15 protein-coding genes are annotated in these 15,421 nt (G+C 41.1%); 12 read left to right on the plus strand and 3 right to left on the minus strand.

The genetic code is table 11. The annotated features are described in order from the left end of the window. Window positions 1–53: 53 nt before the first annotated feature. From DFO72_RS06420 to DFO72_RS06430, 3 genes are all read left to right on the plus strand, one after another. Window positions 54–1,097, plus strand: a complete 1,044-nt coding sequence (locus tag DFO72_RS06420) for a fatty acid desaturase (RefSeq protein WP_113880864.1) — start codon at window positions 54–56, stop codon at window positions 1,095–1,097. Between the two features lie 93 nt (window positions 1,098–1,190). After that, window positions 1,191–2,327: a sensor histidine kinase gene (locus DFO72_RS06425; RefSeq protein WP_113880863.1), complete on the plus strand. Its 1,137-nt coding sequence runs from the start codon at window positions 1,191–1,193 to the stop codon at window positions 2,325–2,327. Then, window positions 2,324–2,923 (plus strand): response regulator transcription factor, encoded by a 600-nt coding sequence (locus tag DFO72_RS06430; RefSeq protein ID WP_113880862.1) that lies wholly within the window; start codon window positions 2,324–2,326, stop codon window positions 2,921–2,923. Before DFO72_RS06425 ends, DFO72_RS06430 begins: the two co-directional genes overlap by 4 nt. A gap of 39 nt (window positions 2,924–2,962) precedes the next feature. Here the strand turns inward: DFO72_RS06430 and DFO72_RS06435 are convergent, their stop codons facing one another. Continuing rightward, entirely contained in the window at window positions 2,963–3,268 is a 306-nt protein-coding gene (locus DFO72_RS06435) for a hypothetical protein (protein WP_113881223.1), read from the minus strand. 432 nt (window positions 3,269–3,700) lie between these two features. Between DFO72_RS06435 and DFO72_RS06440 the strand changes: the two genes are divergently transcribed. The 3 genes from DFO72_RS06440 (at window position 3,701) to DFO72_RS06450 (ending at window position 6,221) form a co-directional block, all read left to right on the plus strand. Further along, the gene (locus tag DFO72_RS06440) at window positions 3,701–4,798 is read left to right on the plus strand and encodes a branched-chain amino acid aminotransferase (RefSeq protein WP_113880861.1); all 1,098 of its coding nucleotides are present in this window, start codon (window positions 3,701–3,703) and stop codon (window positions 4,796–4,798) included. Window positions 4,799–4,914: 116 nt separating this feature from the next. Further along, window positions 4,915–5,181 carry a DUF1292 domain-containing protein gene (locus tag DFO72_RS06445; RefSeq protein ID WP_019379948.1) on the plus strand — a complete coding sequence of 89 codons (267 nt, stop codon included), beginning with the start codon at window positions 4,915–4,917 and terminating at the stop codon, window positions 5,179–5,181. A 128-nt stretch (window positions 5,182–5,309) separates the two neighbouring features. Further along, window positions 5,310–6,221, plus strand: coding sequence for a CBASS cGAMP-activated phospholipase (locus tag DFO72_RS06450; RefSeq protein WP_113880860.1), 912 nt, complete (start codon window positions 5,310–5,312; stop codon window positions 6,219–6,221). Between the two features lie 48 nt (window positions 6,222–6,269). Here DFO72_RS06450 and DFO72_RS06455 read toward each other — a convergent pair whose 3' ends face one another. Continuing rightward, window positions 6,270–7,433 carry a glycoside hydrolase family 18 protein gene (locus DFO72_RS06455; RefSeq protein ID WP_243856076.1) on the minus strand — a complete coding sequence of 388 codons (1,164 nt, stop codon included), beginning with the start codon at window positions 7,431–7,433 and terminating at the stop codon, window positions 6,270–6,272. Between the two features lie 209 nt (window positions 7,434–7,642). Between DFO72_RS06455 and DFO72_RS06460 the strand changes: the two genes are divergently transcribed. Then, window positions 7,643–8,674: a DUF438 domain-containing protein gene (locus DFO72_RS06460; RefSeq protein ID WP_113880858.1), complete on the plus strand. Its 1,032-nt coding sequence runs from the start codon at window positions 7,643–7,645 to the stop codon at window positions 8,672–8,674. A gap of 27 nt (window positions 8,675–8,701) precedes the next feature. Here the strand turns inward: DFO72_RS06460 and DFO72_RS06465 are convergent, their stop codons facing one another. Beyond that, window positions 8,702–9,523, minus strand: a complete 822-nt coding sequence (locus tag DFO72_RS06465; RefSeq protein WP_258549791.1) for a hypothetical protein — start codon at window positions 9,521–9,523, stop codon at window positions 8,702–8,704. 123 nt (window positions 9,524–9,646) lie between these two features. Here DFO72_RS06465 and pepF point away from each other — a divergent pair, with 123 nt between their 5' ends. The 5 genes from pepF (at window position 9,647) to phnE (ending at window position 15,418) form a co-directional block, all read left to right on the plus strand. Next, window positions 9,647–11,434 (plus strand): oligoendopeptidase F, encoded by a 1,788-nt coding sequence (gene pepF / locus DFO72_RS06470; protein ID WP_113880856.1) that lies wholly within the window; start codon window positions 9,647–9,649, stop codon window positions 11,432–11,434. Window positions 11,435–11,601: 167 nt separating this feature from the next. Further along, a complete protein-coding gene (locus DFO72_RS06475; RefSeq protein WP_208326884.1) occupies window positions 11,602–12,612 on the plus strand; it encodes a glycosyltransferase in 1,011 nt (336 codons plus the stop codon). Between the two features lie 23 nt (window positions 12,613–12,635). Beyond that, a complete protein-coding gene (selD, locus tag DFO72_RS06480; protein ID WP_208326885.1) occupies window positions 12,636–13,685 on the plus strand; it encodes a selenide, water dikinase SelD in 1,050 nt (349 codons plus the stop codon). Between the two features lie 63 nt (window positions 13,686–13,748). Beyond that, on the plus strand, window positions 13,749–14,651 hold the full coding sequence (phnD, locus tag DFO72_RS06485; protein WP_113880854.1) for a phosphate/phosphite/phosphonate ABC transporter substrate-binding protein: 903 nt from the start codon (window positions 13,749–13,751) through the stop codon (window positions 14,649–14,651). A gap of 11 nt (window positions 14,652–14,662) precedes the next feature. After that, the gene (gene phnE, locus DFO72_RS06490; protein WP_113880853.1) at window positions 14,663–15,418 is read left to right on the plus strand and encodes a phosphonate ABC transporter, permease protein PhnE; all 756 of its coding nucleotides are present in this window, start codon (window positions 14,663–14,665) and stop codon (window positions 15,416–15,418) included. The last annotated feature ends 3 nt before the right edge of the window (window positions 15,419–15,421 follow it).

The raw sequence follows: 15,421 nt of genomic DNA on the forward strand, positions 1-15,421 counted from the left end.
CGTTTGAAAACCCTTTATCATAAGGTTAACGTCATGAAGAAGGGAATTAAAAAATGACTTCTAAACAAAAACAACTCAACTTAAAAAAACAAATGGCACCATATGAAAAATCAGATTTAACACGCAGCATCATGCAGCTGGTCAATACTCTGGGACCTTTTTTCCTGCTGTGGTTCCTTGCTTACAAGAGCCTGAGCTTTTCTTACCTGCTGACGCTTGGCATATCTGTCATTGCAGCTGGCTTTCTGGTCAGGATCTTCATCATTTTCCATGATTGCTGCCACCATTCCTTTTTCAAAAATCGCAAAGCAAACAAAATCGTTGGCACAATCACAGGGATACTTACCATTTTCCCCTATCACCAATGGCAGCATGACCACAATGTTCACCATGCAACCAGCGGTAATCTGGACAAGCGTGGTACAGGAGATATCTGGACACTGACAGTAAAAGAATACCAAGATGCGTCATGGTCGACACGTGCAGCCTATCGTATCTACCGCAATCCGTTCGTCATGTTAGGTATTGGCCCGATTTATGTATTTTTGTTAAAAAACCGATTTAACAGAAAAGGGGCCAGAAAGAATGAACGCATCAATACTTATCTAACAAACGCAGCTATCGCTGGTTTGTATGCGTTCATGTGCTGGGCTATCGGGTGGGAAGCGTTCCTGATGGTGCAAGGTCCAATCTTTTTGATTTCCGGAGCAGCGGGGATTTGGCTTTTCTATGTACAGCATACATTTGAAGACTCCTATTTTGAAGAAGATGATAAGTGGGAGTATGTAAAAGCGGCTGTAGAGGGAAGCTCCTTTTACAAGCTTCCAAAAGTATTTCAGTGGCTGACCGGAAACATCGGGTTCCATCATATTCATCACTTAAGCCCGCGTGTGCCTAACTATAATCTCGAAAGCGCACATTATAATACAGCTGAGCTTCAGAATGTACCGACCATTACTCTTTCAACCAGTCTGAAGTCACTTCGATTCCGCTTATGGGACGAAGAAGCCCAGGACTTCACTGGATATGGAGCAGCAAGGCAGTCTGCCCTCAGCAAAAAACAGAGCAGAGCGAAAACGGCATCTGTGAAGCCATAAACTAAGTCTATAGTCTACTGAAGAACAGCTCCTTTGTGATATGATAGCAAAGGAGCTGTTTCATTATTTCACGATAAAAAGAGGGTACCTCACATGTTTAAAAAGTATTTCACCACTTTGAAAAGTTCAGGCATTTCTCCTTATATATGGAGTGTATTCAGCATTTTGCCGTTTTATTTCATCTTCAGATCCACCTCTAAAATCGCCATAGCTGTCGGAATTATCCTGACCATTTTATTTTTTATATCTTTGCGTTTTGCCTTTATATCCCGGAAGTGGCCTGTCTATCTATGGACAGGCATCTTAATCAGCATATCGATTACGATGACCATTCTGTTTTCGTTTATTTATTTTGCTTTTTATATAGCTTATTACAATGGCCATATCAAAAACAGGATTGCATTTTTAACGTTATATGTCATCCATCTGGTCGCAACTACCATCTCAATAAATATAAATTTTGTCACACAAAAGCCATTATTTCTCGAGCAGATACCTTTTATCATTATCATCTGGATCAGTGTAATTTTGCTTCCATTTAACATTCACAATAAGAAAAAGCAGGAAATGCTTGAAGAACAGCTCGAAGATGCCAACAAAAGGATCGCGGAGCTCGTCAAACAGGAGGAAAGGCAGCGGATTGCCCGCGATCTTCATGATACACTCGGACAAAAGCTGTCTCTGATCGGATTAAAAAGCGATCTGGCCAGGAAGCTCATCAGCAAGGATCCTGACCAGGCAAAGGAAGAGCTTATAGACGTTCAGCAAACAGCCAGAACAGCATTAAACGAAGTAAGAAAAATGGTTTCCCAGATGAGAGGAATCAGGCTGAAGGAAGAAATTATACTTGTTAAGCAAATTTTAAAGGCCGCCTCTATCGAATTCATCGGGGAAGAAGATATCAAATTAAAGAACGTGTCAGTATTCCTTGAGAATATTCTAAGCATGTGCATGAAAGAAGCTGTGACAAATGTAGTAAAACACAGTAATGCTACAGAATGCCGCATCAGCATTGAACAAACCTGGAATGAAGTTAGCATTAGTGTCCAGGATAACGGGGTCGGCATGAATCCCGCAACAGATGTCGGCAAGGGGTCAGGACTGCTTGGATTAGGAGAGCGGCTTGACTTTGTCAATGGAAGTCTTGATATCGTGTCTGAAAATGGAACAACGATTATAATGAAGGTGCCAACAGTCGTCAAGGAAACAAATAAGGAGGAAAAGGCATGATTAAAATCGTCATAGCTGAAGACCAGCGGATGGTGCTTGGTGCTTTAGGATCCCTGTTAAATCTCGAAGAAGATATGGAGGTCATTGGCAAAGCATCAAATGGCAAGGAAGCCATATCTCTTGTCCAAACGCTCAAACCGGATGTATGCATCATGGATATTGAAATGCCGGAAAAGAGCGGCTTGGAGGCGGCAGAAGAACTGAAAGGCATGGGATGCAAAGTTATTATTCTGACAACCTTTGCAAGGTCAGGCTATTTTCAGCGTGCCCTAAAGGCCGGTGTAAGGGGATACTTATTAAAAGACAGCCCAAGTGAAGAGCTCGCCAGCTCAATCAGAAACGTCGTGGAAGGAAAGCGCATCTATGCACCTGAATTAATGGATGATGTATATGGAGAAGAAAACCCGCTGACCGATCGTGAAAAAGAGGTGCTTGAGCTGATTGCCGACGGCAAAAACACCAGGGAAATTGCCGATCAGCTCAGCATTAAAACAGGAACCGTCCGAAACTATATATCTGCTATTCTTGACAAGCTCGAAGTTACGAACAGGATTGAAGCCATTACCCAGTCCAAAGAGAAGGGCTGGTTTAAATAATAGTGTTTCTTGCGAAAAAGGGCAGCAGCCAACCCAGGCTTAGCTGCCCTTTTTCATTTTCTTTAATTCTTCCATAACGACGAAGGCCAAATCATCATTTCCGAACATTGATAGAACACCAAGCAATGTCTCATCAGGCACATCACCAGCTTCTTCTTTAGGAACTGTCAGCTCCAGGGCTTCCTGCAGTGAAATATTTTTCCTTTGCTCTGGATATGCCTTTAAATAGATTTCCTCGGGATCTAAATTATGATTAATGCACCACTGGGCAAAAACGAGAATCATCATTTTTTCTTCGCCCTGATAGTTTTGAATAATTCTTTCTTCAAGCTCTTTACTGTTCATCATCATAAATCTCCTTATGTATTTATATATTGATTATAGATTTAAATCCATGATTTTTCATCATAATTGACAGTTCTTTTGCAAATAGAATTTTCAGTGATCCGAATTAATTCTAAATTTATTGTTAATTCATATTGACAATTAAATAGGAGAATATCATAATATTAGAAAAACTTATAAAAACTTTAACAAATAACTGCACTACTGCCTTGAAGTAGAAAAGAGCGAAAGGCAACCTTTTCAAAAACAGCATATGAGTCTTATTACAATATATAAGCAGCTGTTGAACATCCTTATAGGTTGTTGCCGGGAAGCAAGCCCTTTCGTCCACGCTCGGAGGATGACTGGGCGTTTTTATTTATCCTCTAATAAGAGCAGCAGCAAAAGCAGGCATGAGGTTTTTAAATCATCTACAGATAGGGAGTTTTGACAATGACTGAATTTAAAATTGAAATCAATCGCACACCTGAGAAAAAACAAAAACCTGCATTTGATAATCTGGAGTTTGGCAAAAATTTTACCGATCATATGTTTGAAATGGATTATACTGCCGGCCGGGGATGGCATGATCCAAGAATTGTACCTTACCAGCCGCTTTCACTTGATCCCGCTGCAATGATTTTCCATTATGGGCAAAGTGTCTTCGAAGGGTTAAAAGCATATCTTACAATCGATAAAGAGGTTCTGCTTTTCAGGCCTGAAAAGAATATGGAGAGATTGAATAAATCCAACTCCAGGTTATGTATTCCTGAAATTGATGAAGAGCTTGCTCTGTATGCCTTAAAAGAATTAATATCACTCGATCGTGACTGGATTCCCAATGTTGAAGGAACTTCACTGTACATCCGTCCATTTGTCATTTCAACTGAGCCATACCTTGGAGTGGCACCATCAAAGAGATACAAATTCATCATTATCCTTTCTCCAGTAGGCGCCTACTACAAGGAAGGCATCAACCCTGTTAAAATTGCTGTTCAAAACGAATATGTCCGTGCCGTAAAAGGGGGAACAGGCACCGCTAAAACCGGAGGAAACTATGCAGCGAGTCTGAAAGCACAGGAGCTTGCCAGCTTAACTGGTTATTCACAGGTACTATGGCTGGACGGCAAAGAAAATAAATATATTGAAGAAGTGGGAAGCATGAACATTTTCTTCAAAATTAACGGTGAAGTTGTAACACCTGAGCTTAATGGAAGCATCTTAGAAGGAATCACCAGAAACTCTGTACTCGAGTTACTGAAGTACTGGGATATTCCAGTGGCTGAGCGCAGAATCTCTATTGAAGAAATCTACCAGGCACATGCGGACGGACAGCTTGAAGAAGCATTCGGAACAGGCACTGCTGCTGTTATCTCTCCAATTGGCGAATTTTTCTGGGACAATAAGAAAATTGAAATCAGCGGTGGCATCACCGGGGAATTATCCAAGAAAATCTATGATACTTTGACTGGAATCCAAAAAGGTACCGCGCCAGACCCGTTTGGATGGAGTGTAAAAGTGGAAAAAAAAGAGGCAGCAGGCATTAAGTAATCCTCAATGCAGGCATGGATCGGCATCATAAAGCCGATCCTTTTTTTATTTTAGGCATGAAAATCTGCTAAAACGGGAAAATATAGAAAGAACCTACTATGGAGAGGAGATAAAAAATGGACAAAATAGAAGTTGGAGAAGTATTTACAATCAGTGATGAAAATGATCAGGAAATGGAAGTGGAGGTTCTCGCTTCTGCAGAGGTAGATGGCCATCAATATGCTGCTGTCAGCTTCGTAGAAGATCTTGAAGAAGACACAGAAGAAGATATCGACGTGTTCTTTTTAAAACTGGATGAAGACGGCGATTTTACACCCATTGAAAGCGACGAAGAATTTAACAAAGTCTCTGCCGTATTCGAGGAAATGATAAACGAGGAATAGAAGAGAAGGAATGGTTCCTTCTCTTCTTTTACATAGGAAAAGGCTTAAGCTCCTAATCTTCGGAGAACGTAATTTCCCCCCTTATTAAAGGGCAAATCTACAATAGGAATGACATAGCAGGTGATCCAATGAAAATATTATGCATCGATGGCGGTGGAATACGCGGTGTCTTTGCTGTCAGCATTTTAAAAGCTCTCGAAGAGGAACTGAATCTGCAAGCAGGTGACTATTTCGATATGATTGCTGGCACAAGCACCGGGTCGATAATTGCCGCTTCACTTATCCTGAAGAAAGATATGAGCGAGGTCTTGAAAGGATACGAGTCATTCGGGAAAAAGATTTTTGTAAAACAGGCAAAGGTTGGTCTCTTTAAAAGTGTATACAGTGATAAGTACCTGCGGCGTTTTATCCGAAAAGCTTTTGGAGAAACGGAGCTTTCCGATATTAATAAGCCGCTTTTAATTCCTGCTGTCGATGTGACCCATGGCAAGCCATTTATTCACCGTTCCAATTACGGCAGTACTGGAAATGAAAGTCTATCAATGAAGCTTTGGGACGCAGTACTATCCTCCTGTTCAGCACCTGTTTATTTCCCTCCGAATAACATCAGCAACAGTTATTTATCGATAGACGGAGGGCTTTGGGCGAATAATCCATCACTCGTTTGCATTACGGAGGCTATGCATCACTTCAAGGAGGAAATGCAAAATATAAAAATTCTTTCCCTTGGAACCGGTCTTCAAAAAATCGACTTTACGATTGACCAAAATAAATACTGGGGTGTAAAACATTGGCTGCCTTTCCAGCTCCCGTCCATGAAGGTTACCCCGAAGCTATTGGACCTGGCCCTTCATTTATCTTCCGAATCTGTTACCTACCATAGCAAACATCTGCTTGGAGAAAATTACTTGCGCATAAATGAAGAACTGGGGGAAGAAATGCCATTTGATGAAATAAAGTTTGTGGAGGAACTGGTTATGCTTGGAGAGAAGGTCTATCAGGACCGGCGGGAAGAGATAAAGCAGTTTATACTATCGTGATTTGAAATTCCTAAAAAAGAGCAAGGGTGTTGCCCATGCTCTTTTTTCTCATTTTGTATTTTTCAAGGAATAATACTTCACGGATTCTTCTGTATTTTGGAGAGCTTCAGCAATCGTTCCCATAAGGCTGAATGGCCCTTTGGCGTCATGGCCCACTTCCCAGATCATCATTCCGCCGAATCCGTGATTGAGAGCCAGGGCTGTTTTCTTTTTCATCATATTGGCACCATTATAGTAGTACTCAGTGCCATTTAGGCTGATCTTATCCTTTGCTGCGTTTTCGGGATTAGCGCTTATGACTGCATTATATGATACGGGCTTTATGGCAGGATCTGCTGGCTGAGCATAAAGCGGAACCCCCAGAACCAGCTTATCTTTTGGAATCCCCTGTGAATCAAATAGTTGTCCCCAATAGTTTGCAATATTCTCTGTAAAGGAGTACGGAGAAAGATTGCGAGCATTGTAACCGCCATCCCACTGGCCGTCATAAGCCATTATATTTACATAATCAACCTTCATGAACATAGCAGGCTCATATACAACATAGCCCATCTCTGTCCCAGTGACACTATGAATTTTGGCATGGACCGCAACAGACAGCACTTTGCCGTTTGCATGAAGCACTTCGCTTAGCTTATTGATAAAGACAGCCAGGTATTTTGCATCCTCTTTGGAACGCGGATGCTCAAAATCAATGTCAATGCCATCAAGATTTTCGTTTTGAGCCAGCCCCGCCAATTCTTTTACAAGCCTGTCTCTCGAAGAGCCATCAGCTATGGCTTGTTTAAAATAATCATATGATTCCCCGCCATTGATATGAAACCATCCCCCTACGGCAAGTATGGCCTTTACATCTTGACGGTGTGCATTTCTTACCACACTTCTCAGATTTTTCAGGGCTGAATCACCATTTAAAGAAATGCTTCCGTCCTTCTCGGGATGAGCGAAAGAAAATAGGATATGAGACAGGTTTGAATAATCGATCGATTTTGGGTCACGGTAATCCTGGACATAACCCATCAGCACTTTTTCAGGAACCTCAGAAAGCTTCGGGATTCCTTTTTTGACCGGAAGTTTGCTGGATTGTGAAACCGGCGCAGGCTGTTTTAAAGGCTGGATCTGTTCCGTGTTGTTTGTATAGTAAATGCCTGCAGCAAATCCGCTGGAAAATATAAGAACAATCAAAATCATCATTCGGTGTATTCTTTTCACAAATAGTAAACCTCCATCATTCAATCCTTTAAAAGTGTATCAAAAAAGAGAACAAGGAGGGGGTGGTAATTTATTGCTTGCATTCCATTCTTAAATAAAACCATAAACTTTCAATAAAATATGATTCTCATCACATCCCAAACTTTTCCCCCATGGTACATTCCTTTATAAGCAATATATACAGCCTTGAAAAGAGGAGGAAATGTACAGTGAGCGAATTGATTAATAACCGTGAACAGCAGGACCATCATAACAGTCCAGTTCAGAACACCGGAGGCGAAACTGCTCATCTGAAGCCGGAAGAACAGCCCGGACACCCCGTACATACATTCATCCGGGAGAATAGGGCAATTGATAAGCATTTGAGGGAAAGGGTAAAAGTCCATCTCGAGGCGTTCATCCAGGAGGATAACGTGGAAAATGCTTATAAACTATTAGAAGATTGCATCCTGCTGCTCGATCTTTATAAGCATTACAGCCGGAAGGAAAATCTGCTTTTCCCATACTTGGAGAAGTACGGAATCTATGGTCCAACAAATAATATGTGGAGCATCGATGACTTTATCAGGGATGGAATCAAGGATGCCAGGAATCTGCTCAGCCATTACGATGGGGATAAGCAAAAGGTCACCAATGCCGTGCGTTTCATATTCAATGAAATAAGCGCCATGATTTACAGGGAAGAAAATATCCTTTTCCCCATGGCATTAAAGAATCTTACAGAAGATGAATGGGTTAAGATTGACCATGAGAGCGACGAGATTGGCTTCTGTCTGACTGGCCCGGAGGGAGAATGGAAGCCCGAACGCAAAGGGATTGACGGGAATGCAATATCAGAAGGCTATATCAAAATGGAAACTGGCATTTTATCATTGAAACAGCTGGAACTATTATTCAATCACTTGCCTGTTGATATCACATTTATTGATCATGAAGACGTAGTCCGCTATTTCTCTCATGGAAAGGAAAGAATCTTTGCCAGAACCAAAGCCGTGATAGGGCGAACCGTGCAGAATTGCCATCCTCCCCGCAGTGTCCATGCTGTGGAAGAATTGCTGAAGGATTTTAAGGCTGGCCGAAAGGATTCTGAAGATTTCTGGATAAAATTCAGAGATAAATATGTTTATATCCGTTATTTTGCCGTAAGGGATGAAAACGGAAGCTATGCAGGAACACTTGAATTCACACAAAATATCAGTCCCATCCAGAGTATCGAGGGAGAAAAAAGAATTCTTTCATAATCGTAAAAAAGCTAAGAGCGTCCACTCTTAGCTTTTTTTGATTTTTGAAGGATTATTAATCTTATATGTCACTGTTTCTTCTACAATGAATTCCTTGTCACAGTCTTTGCCTTTAGGCAGTTTCTTTTTAACAATTTTCCCATCAAATTCAAGGCTTTCCCCTGGCTGAAGTTCAAATTTCTTTAGAGTTTTTGAGTGGGAGCACCAGCCAAGTCCCACTTCAATCGGTTCATTCTCTTGAATGACAACATCTTCTAAGACGATGACTTCATCATTATCTTCATTGAAATGGTTCCAGCTTAAGGCAAATTGTTTTACTTTAGCGGTAAAATGGACTTTTTCTGCTGGCAGTTCCAATGCAGGCTGTTTTTCCTTCTTGGCTTTTTTTGCTGAAGGCTTTGTCTTATTGCTGTTTTCAGCCGGATTCTTAGTAACGTCTTCATGCTTCTCATTTTCTTTTTTGGGAGCATCCTTTTCAGAAGGAGGAGCAGAGGAGGTATCCGCAAAATCAGCAGCCATTGCCTTTCCAAAGCTCGGGGACTGCATCTCTTTAAGATAAGCAGGGTGTATGCAGCTCAGATTTCCGTCCTGAAATTCAATTATAATTGTATAATAATCACCAGATTCACCGTATACCTGATAACCTTTCACGGTTACAAGGCGCTGCTGTGATTTTTCTTTATACCAAAATTCCTTCTTAACTTCCCTTGTAGTTGATAATCCCCATTCCCTGACTTTTTCTTCATAATGGGCATCGTCCTGAAAAGTTTCAAAATTCCCCACTGGAGGAAAATATGCCGTATTGTTTGGGTCTTCAATATGAGGCAGCGTTATTGCCAATCCGTCCACATCCTTTCAAGATTATTTTAATGGCCGTTCGTGATAAAATCAAAAATGAGGGAGGGTTTTTCCGATAACTTTTGAATATAGTTAATAAATGAATGACAGTTTTGCTGTAAAGGAGTCTATAAGATGAAGACATTCAACAACAGAAATGACGTTCCGCAAAATGAAAAATGGAATCTGGAAGACATTTATTCAAGTTTGGAAAAATGGGAGGAAGATTACCAGAGGATTGGACAATTAGCTGATAAGCTGAAGACCTATGATGGCAAGATTCAAGATGGTTATTCCCTGTATCAATATCTTGAGCACAAAGAAAAACTATCTTACATATTTAATAAGCTATATGCTTATGCGATGCTAAAAACAGATGAAGACACACGGATGTCAGATTCGCAGGCATTGGTGGACAGAGCAAAGCAATTAAGCGTAAAAATCAGTTCATGCACTTCTTTTTTTATGCCTTTTCTTTTAAGCCTGGATGAAGGAACCCTAAAAAGCTATATTGCTGAGGAAAAGGCCTTGAAATACTTTGAGGAAGACCTGCTCGAATCTTTCCGCTATAAGCCTCATGTCCTTAATAAAGACAAGGAAGAAATTCTGTCCCGCCTTGGCGAAGCACTTTCGGTTCCCAGTCATACATTTGGAATGATGAATAACGCTGATATAAAGTTTGGAGATATAACAAAAGACGATGGCGAAAAGATTGAACTGACACGCGGGATGTATGCAAAAATTATGGAAGAGGAAGACCGGGAAAAGAGAAAGGAAGCGTATAAGGCCTATTACCAGCCGTATATGCAGCTAAAGAATTCCATTTCTTCCACCCTTTCTGCTGCGATAAAAAACAATGTGAGCATGGCCAGTATCCGGAATTATCCTTCAGCCCTTGAAAAAGGATTATTTGGTGATAAGGTGCCAAAGGAAGTATATGTAAATCTTATTGAGACAACAAAAAAAAATATCGGGGCAATGCATCAATATACCAGGATCCGCAAGAAACATTTAGGCCTTGACGAGCTGCGGCAATATGATTTGAGTGTTCCATTAGCAGAGGGTGTAAAACCTGATATATCGTACGAAGAAGCTTATGAAACGATGTGTAAAGCATTGGAGCCTCTTGGAGAGGATTATATTAATATTCTCAAGGAGTTTAAGTCGGGGCGCTATATTGATGTGCGGGAAACTCCAGGGAAGCGGTCAGGGGCGTATAACTTGGGCATCTATGGCGTTCATCCCTATATCCTCCTGAATCACCGTGATGATCTGGACAGCCTTTTTACACTTGCTCATGAATGCGGACATGGTGTCCACAGTAAGCTGAGCTCACAGCACCAGCCGCAGATTACCGCCCGTTACAGCATCTTTGTAGCGGAAGTGGCTTCAACAGTGAACGAAGTGCTTCTGATTAACTATTTGCTGAACAGAGAAAAGGATAAACAAGTCCGCAGGCATCTCCTTAATCATTTTATTGATCAGTTTAAAGGAACCTTCTTCACCCAAGTCATGTTTGCTGAGTTTGAGATGAAAACTCACGAATTAGCGGAAAAGGGAGAGCCGCTTAACGCTGAAGTTTTCAGCGGAATCTATGAACGCTTATTCCGCGAATATAATGGGGATGAGATTGTCTTTGATGAAGAGGTGAAATTCGGCTGGGCAAGGATCCCTCATTTTTACCGTCCATTTTATGTTTATAAGTACGCTACCGGATTTGCGTCTGCCATTCATTTGGCAGCGAAAATTCTTGAAGGGGACAAAGAAACGCTGCAAAGCTATCTTGAGTTCTTAAAAAGCGGTAGTTCCGATTATCCCCTTGAGCTGTTAAAGAAAACCGGAGTGGATCTGACTTCCCCATATCCAATTGAAAACTCACTTCGAAAATTCAAAGATCTTGTAGAAGAATTCGGAAACCAATAAAAATCTTGCCTGTTTCTTGACTTAGAAACAGGCTTTTTTACTGTCATAGTTAAAAGAACAGCTTGCTGAAATATAATTAATGGACAGGATGAAATATTCCTGCAATAATTGATGCAAACTTTAATTAAAACGAAGATAGTGCAAATATAATTGTGAAGGATGAAAGGATGAAAGTAATACTGGCAAGCCCAAATTTTCAACAGGCAAGAGGAAATACGGTTACCGTTCAGCGTATTTCTGATGGACTTAATAAGCTGGGCATCGAGACTAAAATCATTAATATCACAGACGATTACGAATTCACTTGCCTGCCAAAGGCTGATATTGTGCATGGCTTTAACGCTTACAGGTTTGGCGAATTTATTAAAGGGCTTGGTAAAAGGCCTGAAAGATATGTCGTAACCATGACAGGCACAGACTTAAATATCGATCTTTATGATCCTGTAAAAAAAGCAGTGGTTATGGAAACCATCCTCCATGCCGAAGCCATACACGTATTTGATGAAGAAGCCAAGCTGGTACTGGCAAAAGAACTACCGGAAGCAAGAGATAAAATCAGTGTTATCCATCAGGGCACTGTAATATTTCCTGAACCTGGAGGCGATTATAAGAAAGAACCTGGCACTTTTTTATTTTTACTGCCGGCAGGGATCCGCAAGGTGAAAAATATTCCTTTTGCCATAGAAAAGCTTAAATTGATTTACGAAAAAAATCCTGAGATGCGATTTTGGCTGGCGGGCCCTATTATTGAAGAAGAAGAGGGGTATATTGTAAAATCCCTTGCAGAAGAGAATAAAGAGTGGATTCAATATCTTGGGCAAATCCCCCATCATCATATGGGGGAGCTATATAGGCAAGCTGATGCCGTACTGAATACATCCCATTCTGAAGGCCAGCCTGCTGCTATTTTGGAAGCAATGGAATATTGCCTTCCTGTACTTGCTGCCAATAACCTGGGCAACCGAAATATCATTGACCATCAGAAAACCGGTTTAATCTATACTAATACGGTCGAATTTCTTGATTATGCAGACAAACTAGTGAATAATTACGAGTTGAGGATAAAATTGGGGCGGGCTGCCAAATTTTATGTTGAGTGCAGCCATTCTTCAGAATATGAAGCTAAAATACTTCAAAAAATTTACAAAGCCATTTTAGAAAAGTCCCCAAGTAAATAATGAATAGGCAAGGAGAGAGAAATATGTCGAGAGAAGAAATCATAAAACTAACTTCTTTATCTACAAAAGGCGGCTGAGGATGCAAAATTGGTCCTGAAGACCTGGCGCAGGTTCTGCGTCATTTGCCAAAGTCTGTACCTGACCCCAACCTCTTAGTAGGACTGGATACATCTGATGATGCAGGCGTATATAAAATAAATGATGAAACTGCCCTGGTGCAGTCACTTGATTTCTTTACTCCTATCGTGGATGACCCGTATATGTTCGGGCAGATTGCCGCAGCCAATTCACTTAGCGATATTTACGCTATGGGCGGAAAGCCAATAACCGTTATGAATATTGTAGGTTTTCCAATCACAAAATTGGATAAAAGCATCCTTGCAGATATTCTTGCTGGGGCATCCGATAAAGTTAGAGAATCCGGTGCTGTTTTAGTTGGCGGGCACTCCATTGACGACCAGGAGCCAAAATTCGGTTTATCTGTGACTGGAACAGTACATCCTGAACGAGTTAGAACAAATGCAGGAGCCAAGCCTGGCGACAAACTGATTTTAACCAAGCCAATTGGCGTGGGCATTCTTACTCAAGCGATAAAAAGGGCTATGCTGGATCAGGAAGGAATCGACCGAGTAATGGAAGTCATGGCTGCCTTAAATAAAGACGCAGCGGAAGCTATGGATAACTATCAGGTCAATGCCTGCACAGACATTACCGGTTTTGGCCTTCTAGGCCACGCAATGGAGATTGCGGAAGGAAGCGGCACGGGCATTGCCATTGAAAGCAAAGCCGTTCCAATTCTTCCAAAAACAAGAGAGCTTGCTGAACAGAATATTATTCCAGGAGGCTCCAAAAAAAATCATAAATGGCTGTCCGGCCGGATTCAATATGAAAATATTGATGATGTGGACCAAGTGATACTATGTGATGCCATCACATCTGGGGGACTTTTAATAACCATCCCTGAAACAGAAGCTGAATTGCTCCTTAATGACCTTAAGGAAAAAGGAGTAGAATGGGCTTCCATCATTGGGACTGTCACAGATCAGAATCCTGGAAAGATTACTGTTATCTAAAAAAAAGGACTCGAAAAGAGTCCTTTTTTACCTTTACTAAATACGAAAAAAGGAAGTGCAAACATGAAAAAATTTTTAATGCTCATGACTATCTTTTCACTGCTGCTTTTGTCAGCATGCAGCGAAAATGAAGCAGATAACAAAGACGGAAACGGAAAAGAACAATCTAAAGAAACGTTCACCATTGGGGTCATCCCAGTTCAAACAGAGGGTTCCATGGAAGCTGCAATGGAGAAACTGCAGTCCACATTATCTGAAAAACTCGATAGGGATGTAGCTGTCGAAGTATATCCGGATTATAACGGGGTAGTGGAAGCCATGAACTACGATAAAATTGATATGGCTTATTTCGGCCCGTTAACATATGTTGTTGCACATGAGAAGAGCGGCGCAAAAGCCATCATTACACAGCTGATCGACGGAGAGCCATTCTATTATTCATATATCATTACCCATAAAGACCACCCATGGAATTCACTAGAAGATTTACTGAAAAACAGCAGTGAAGCTGACTTTGCCTTCGGTGATATCAATTCAACTTCAGGATCTCTTATCCCATCCATTGAATTGAAGGACCGCGAAGTCTACAAATCAGAGGATGAACACAGCTTTAAGTCCGTCAGATTTACCGGCTCGCATGATGCTACTGCATTGGCAGTTCAAAATAAGCAGGTTGATGCAGGTGCGATCGACAGCGCCATTTACAATCAATTAGTGGATTCAGGAAAAGTAGATGGAGATCAGATTAAAACGATCTGGAAATCAGAAAAGCTTTTTCAGTACCCTTGGGCTGTACATGAAAATACCGATGAAGAAACAATTAAAACATTAAAAGAAGCATTTCTAGCGATTAAAGATCCGGAAATTCTGGATGCTTTCGGGGCAAGCGGATTTACAGAGGCAAGCAATAAAGATTATGAAAGCATCCGCCAGGCTGCCCTAAAAGAGGGACTCATTAAAGAATAGGGCTGATAAGATTGTGGTTTAAAAAACACAGCATATTAACATATTTCGTGTTAGCTTTATTCGTTTATCTAAGCATGAGGCTAACGGAATTCGATTTATCGAAATTCAAAGACTTCCGCAATATGATTGACTTTCTGTCCCATTGGTTCCCGATGGATTTTTCTCTTCTTCCAAAGATACTTGAAGACAGTCTGGAAACATTGGCCATGGCTTTTTTGGGAAGCTTTTTCGGGCTTATTATCGGACTCCCTTTAAGCTTTATGGCCGCCAAAAACACGTCCGGCTCTAAACTTATTTACCATTTAACCAGAGTCGGCCTCAGCTTTATCCGTTCCATCCCTGAAATTGTTTTCGGTCTAATTCTTCTTACGGCTCTTGGACTTGGTCCTTTTCCTGCTGTCCTGGCCATTATGTTTCATAACATTGGGGTTCTGGGAAAACTGATCTCAGAACTCATTGAAGCATCCGATCCCGGCCCGCAGGAGGCCATGAAAGCAGTAGGTGCTAAAAGCTGGTTTGCTTCCCTGTTCAGCATCCTGCCTCAAATATGGCCAAATGTATTGTCGAATTACTTCTACCGGTTTGAGGTTGCCATTCGAACTTCTCTTATATTGGGGTTTATTGGAGGTGGAGGAATTGGCCAGAGACTTTTTAATGATTTTAAAACCTTCCAATACAGTTCAGTTTCACTCGATGTACTGATCATAATGATCATTGTTATTCTTGTGGATCTTTTCGGAAGCTATGTTAGGAACCGAGTGATATAAAGG

The sequence above is a fragment of the Cytobacillus oceanisediminis genome (assembly GCF_004366035.1).
Lineage (GTDB): Bacteria > Bacillota > Bacilli > Bacillales > Cytobacillaceae > Cytobacillus > Cytobacillus oceanisediminis_C.

What these genes read in the sequence shown, in the direction of transcription:
- DFO72_RS06420 (WP_113880864.1), top strand. Translation starts at nt 54, where the DNA reads ATGACTTCTAAACAAAAACAACTCAACTTAAAAAAACAAATGGCACCA.
- DFO72_RS06425 (WP_113880863.1), top strand. Translation starts at nt 1,191, where the DNA reads ATGTTTAAAAAGTATTTCACCACTTTGAAAAGTTCAGGCATTTCTCCT.
- DFO72_RS06430 (WP_113880862.1), top strand. Translation starts at nt 2,324, where the DNA reads ATGATTAAAATCGTCATAGCTGAAGACCAGCGGATGGTGCTTGGTGCT.
- DFO72_RS06435 (WP_113881223.1), bottom strand. Translation starts at nt 3,268, where the DNA reads ATGAACAGTAAAGAGCTTGAAGAAAGAATTATTCAAAACTATCAGGGC.
- DFO72_RS06440 (WP_113880861.1), top strand. Translation starts at nt 3,701, where the DNA reads ATGACTGAATTTAAAATTGAAATCAATCGCACACCTGAGAAAAAACAA.
- DFO72_RS06445 (WP_019379948.1), top strand. Translation starts at nt 4,915, where the DNA reads ATGGACAAAATAGAAGTTGGAGAAGTATTTACAATCAGTGATGAAAAT.
- DFO72_RS06450 (WP_113880860.1), top strand. Translation starts at nt 5,310, where the DNA reads ATGAAAATATTATGCATCGATGGCGGTGGAATACGCGGTGTCTTTGCT.
- pepF (WP_113880856.1), top strand. Translation starts at nt 9,647, where the DNA reads ATGAAGACATTCAACAACAGAAATGACGTTCCGCAAAATGAAAAATGG.
- DFO72_RS06475 (WP_208326884.1), top strand. Translation starts at nt 11,602, where the DNA reads ATGAAAGTAATACTGGCAAGCCCAAATTTTCAACAGGCAAGAGGAAAT.
- phnD (WP_113880854.1), top strand. Translation starts at nt 13,749, where the DNA reads ATGAAAAAATTTTTAATGCTCATGACTATCTTTTCACTGCTGCTTTTG.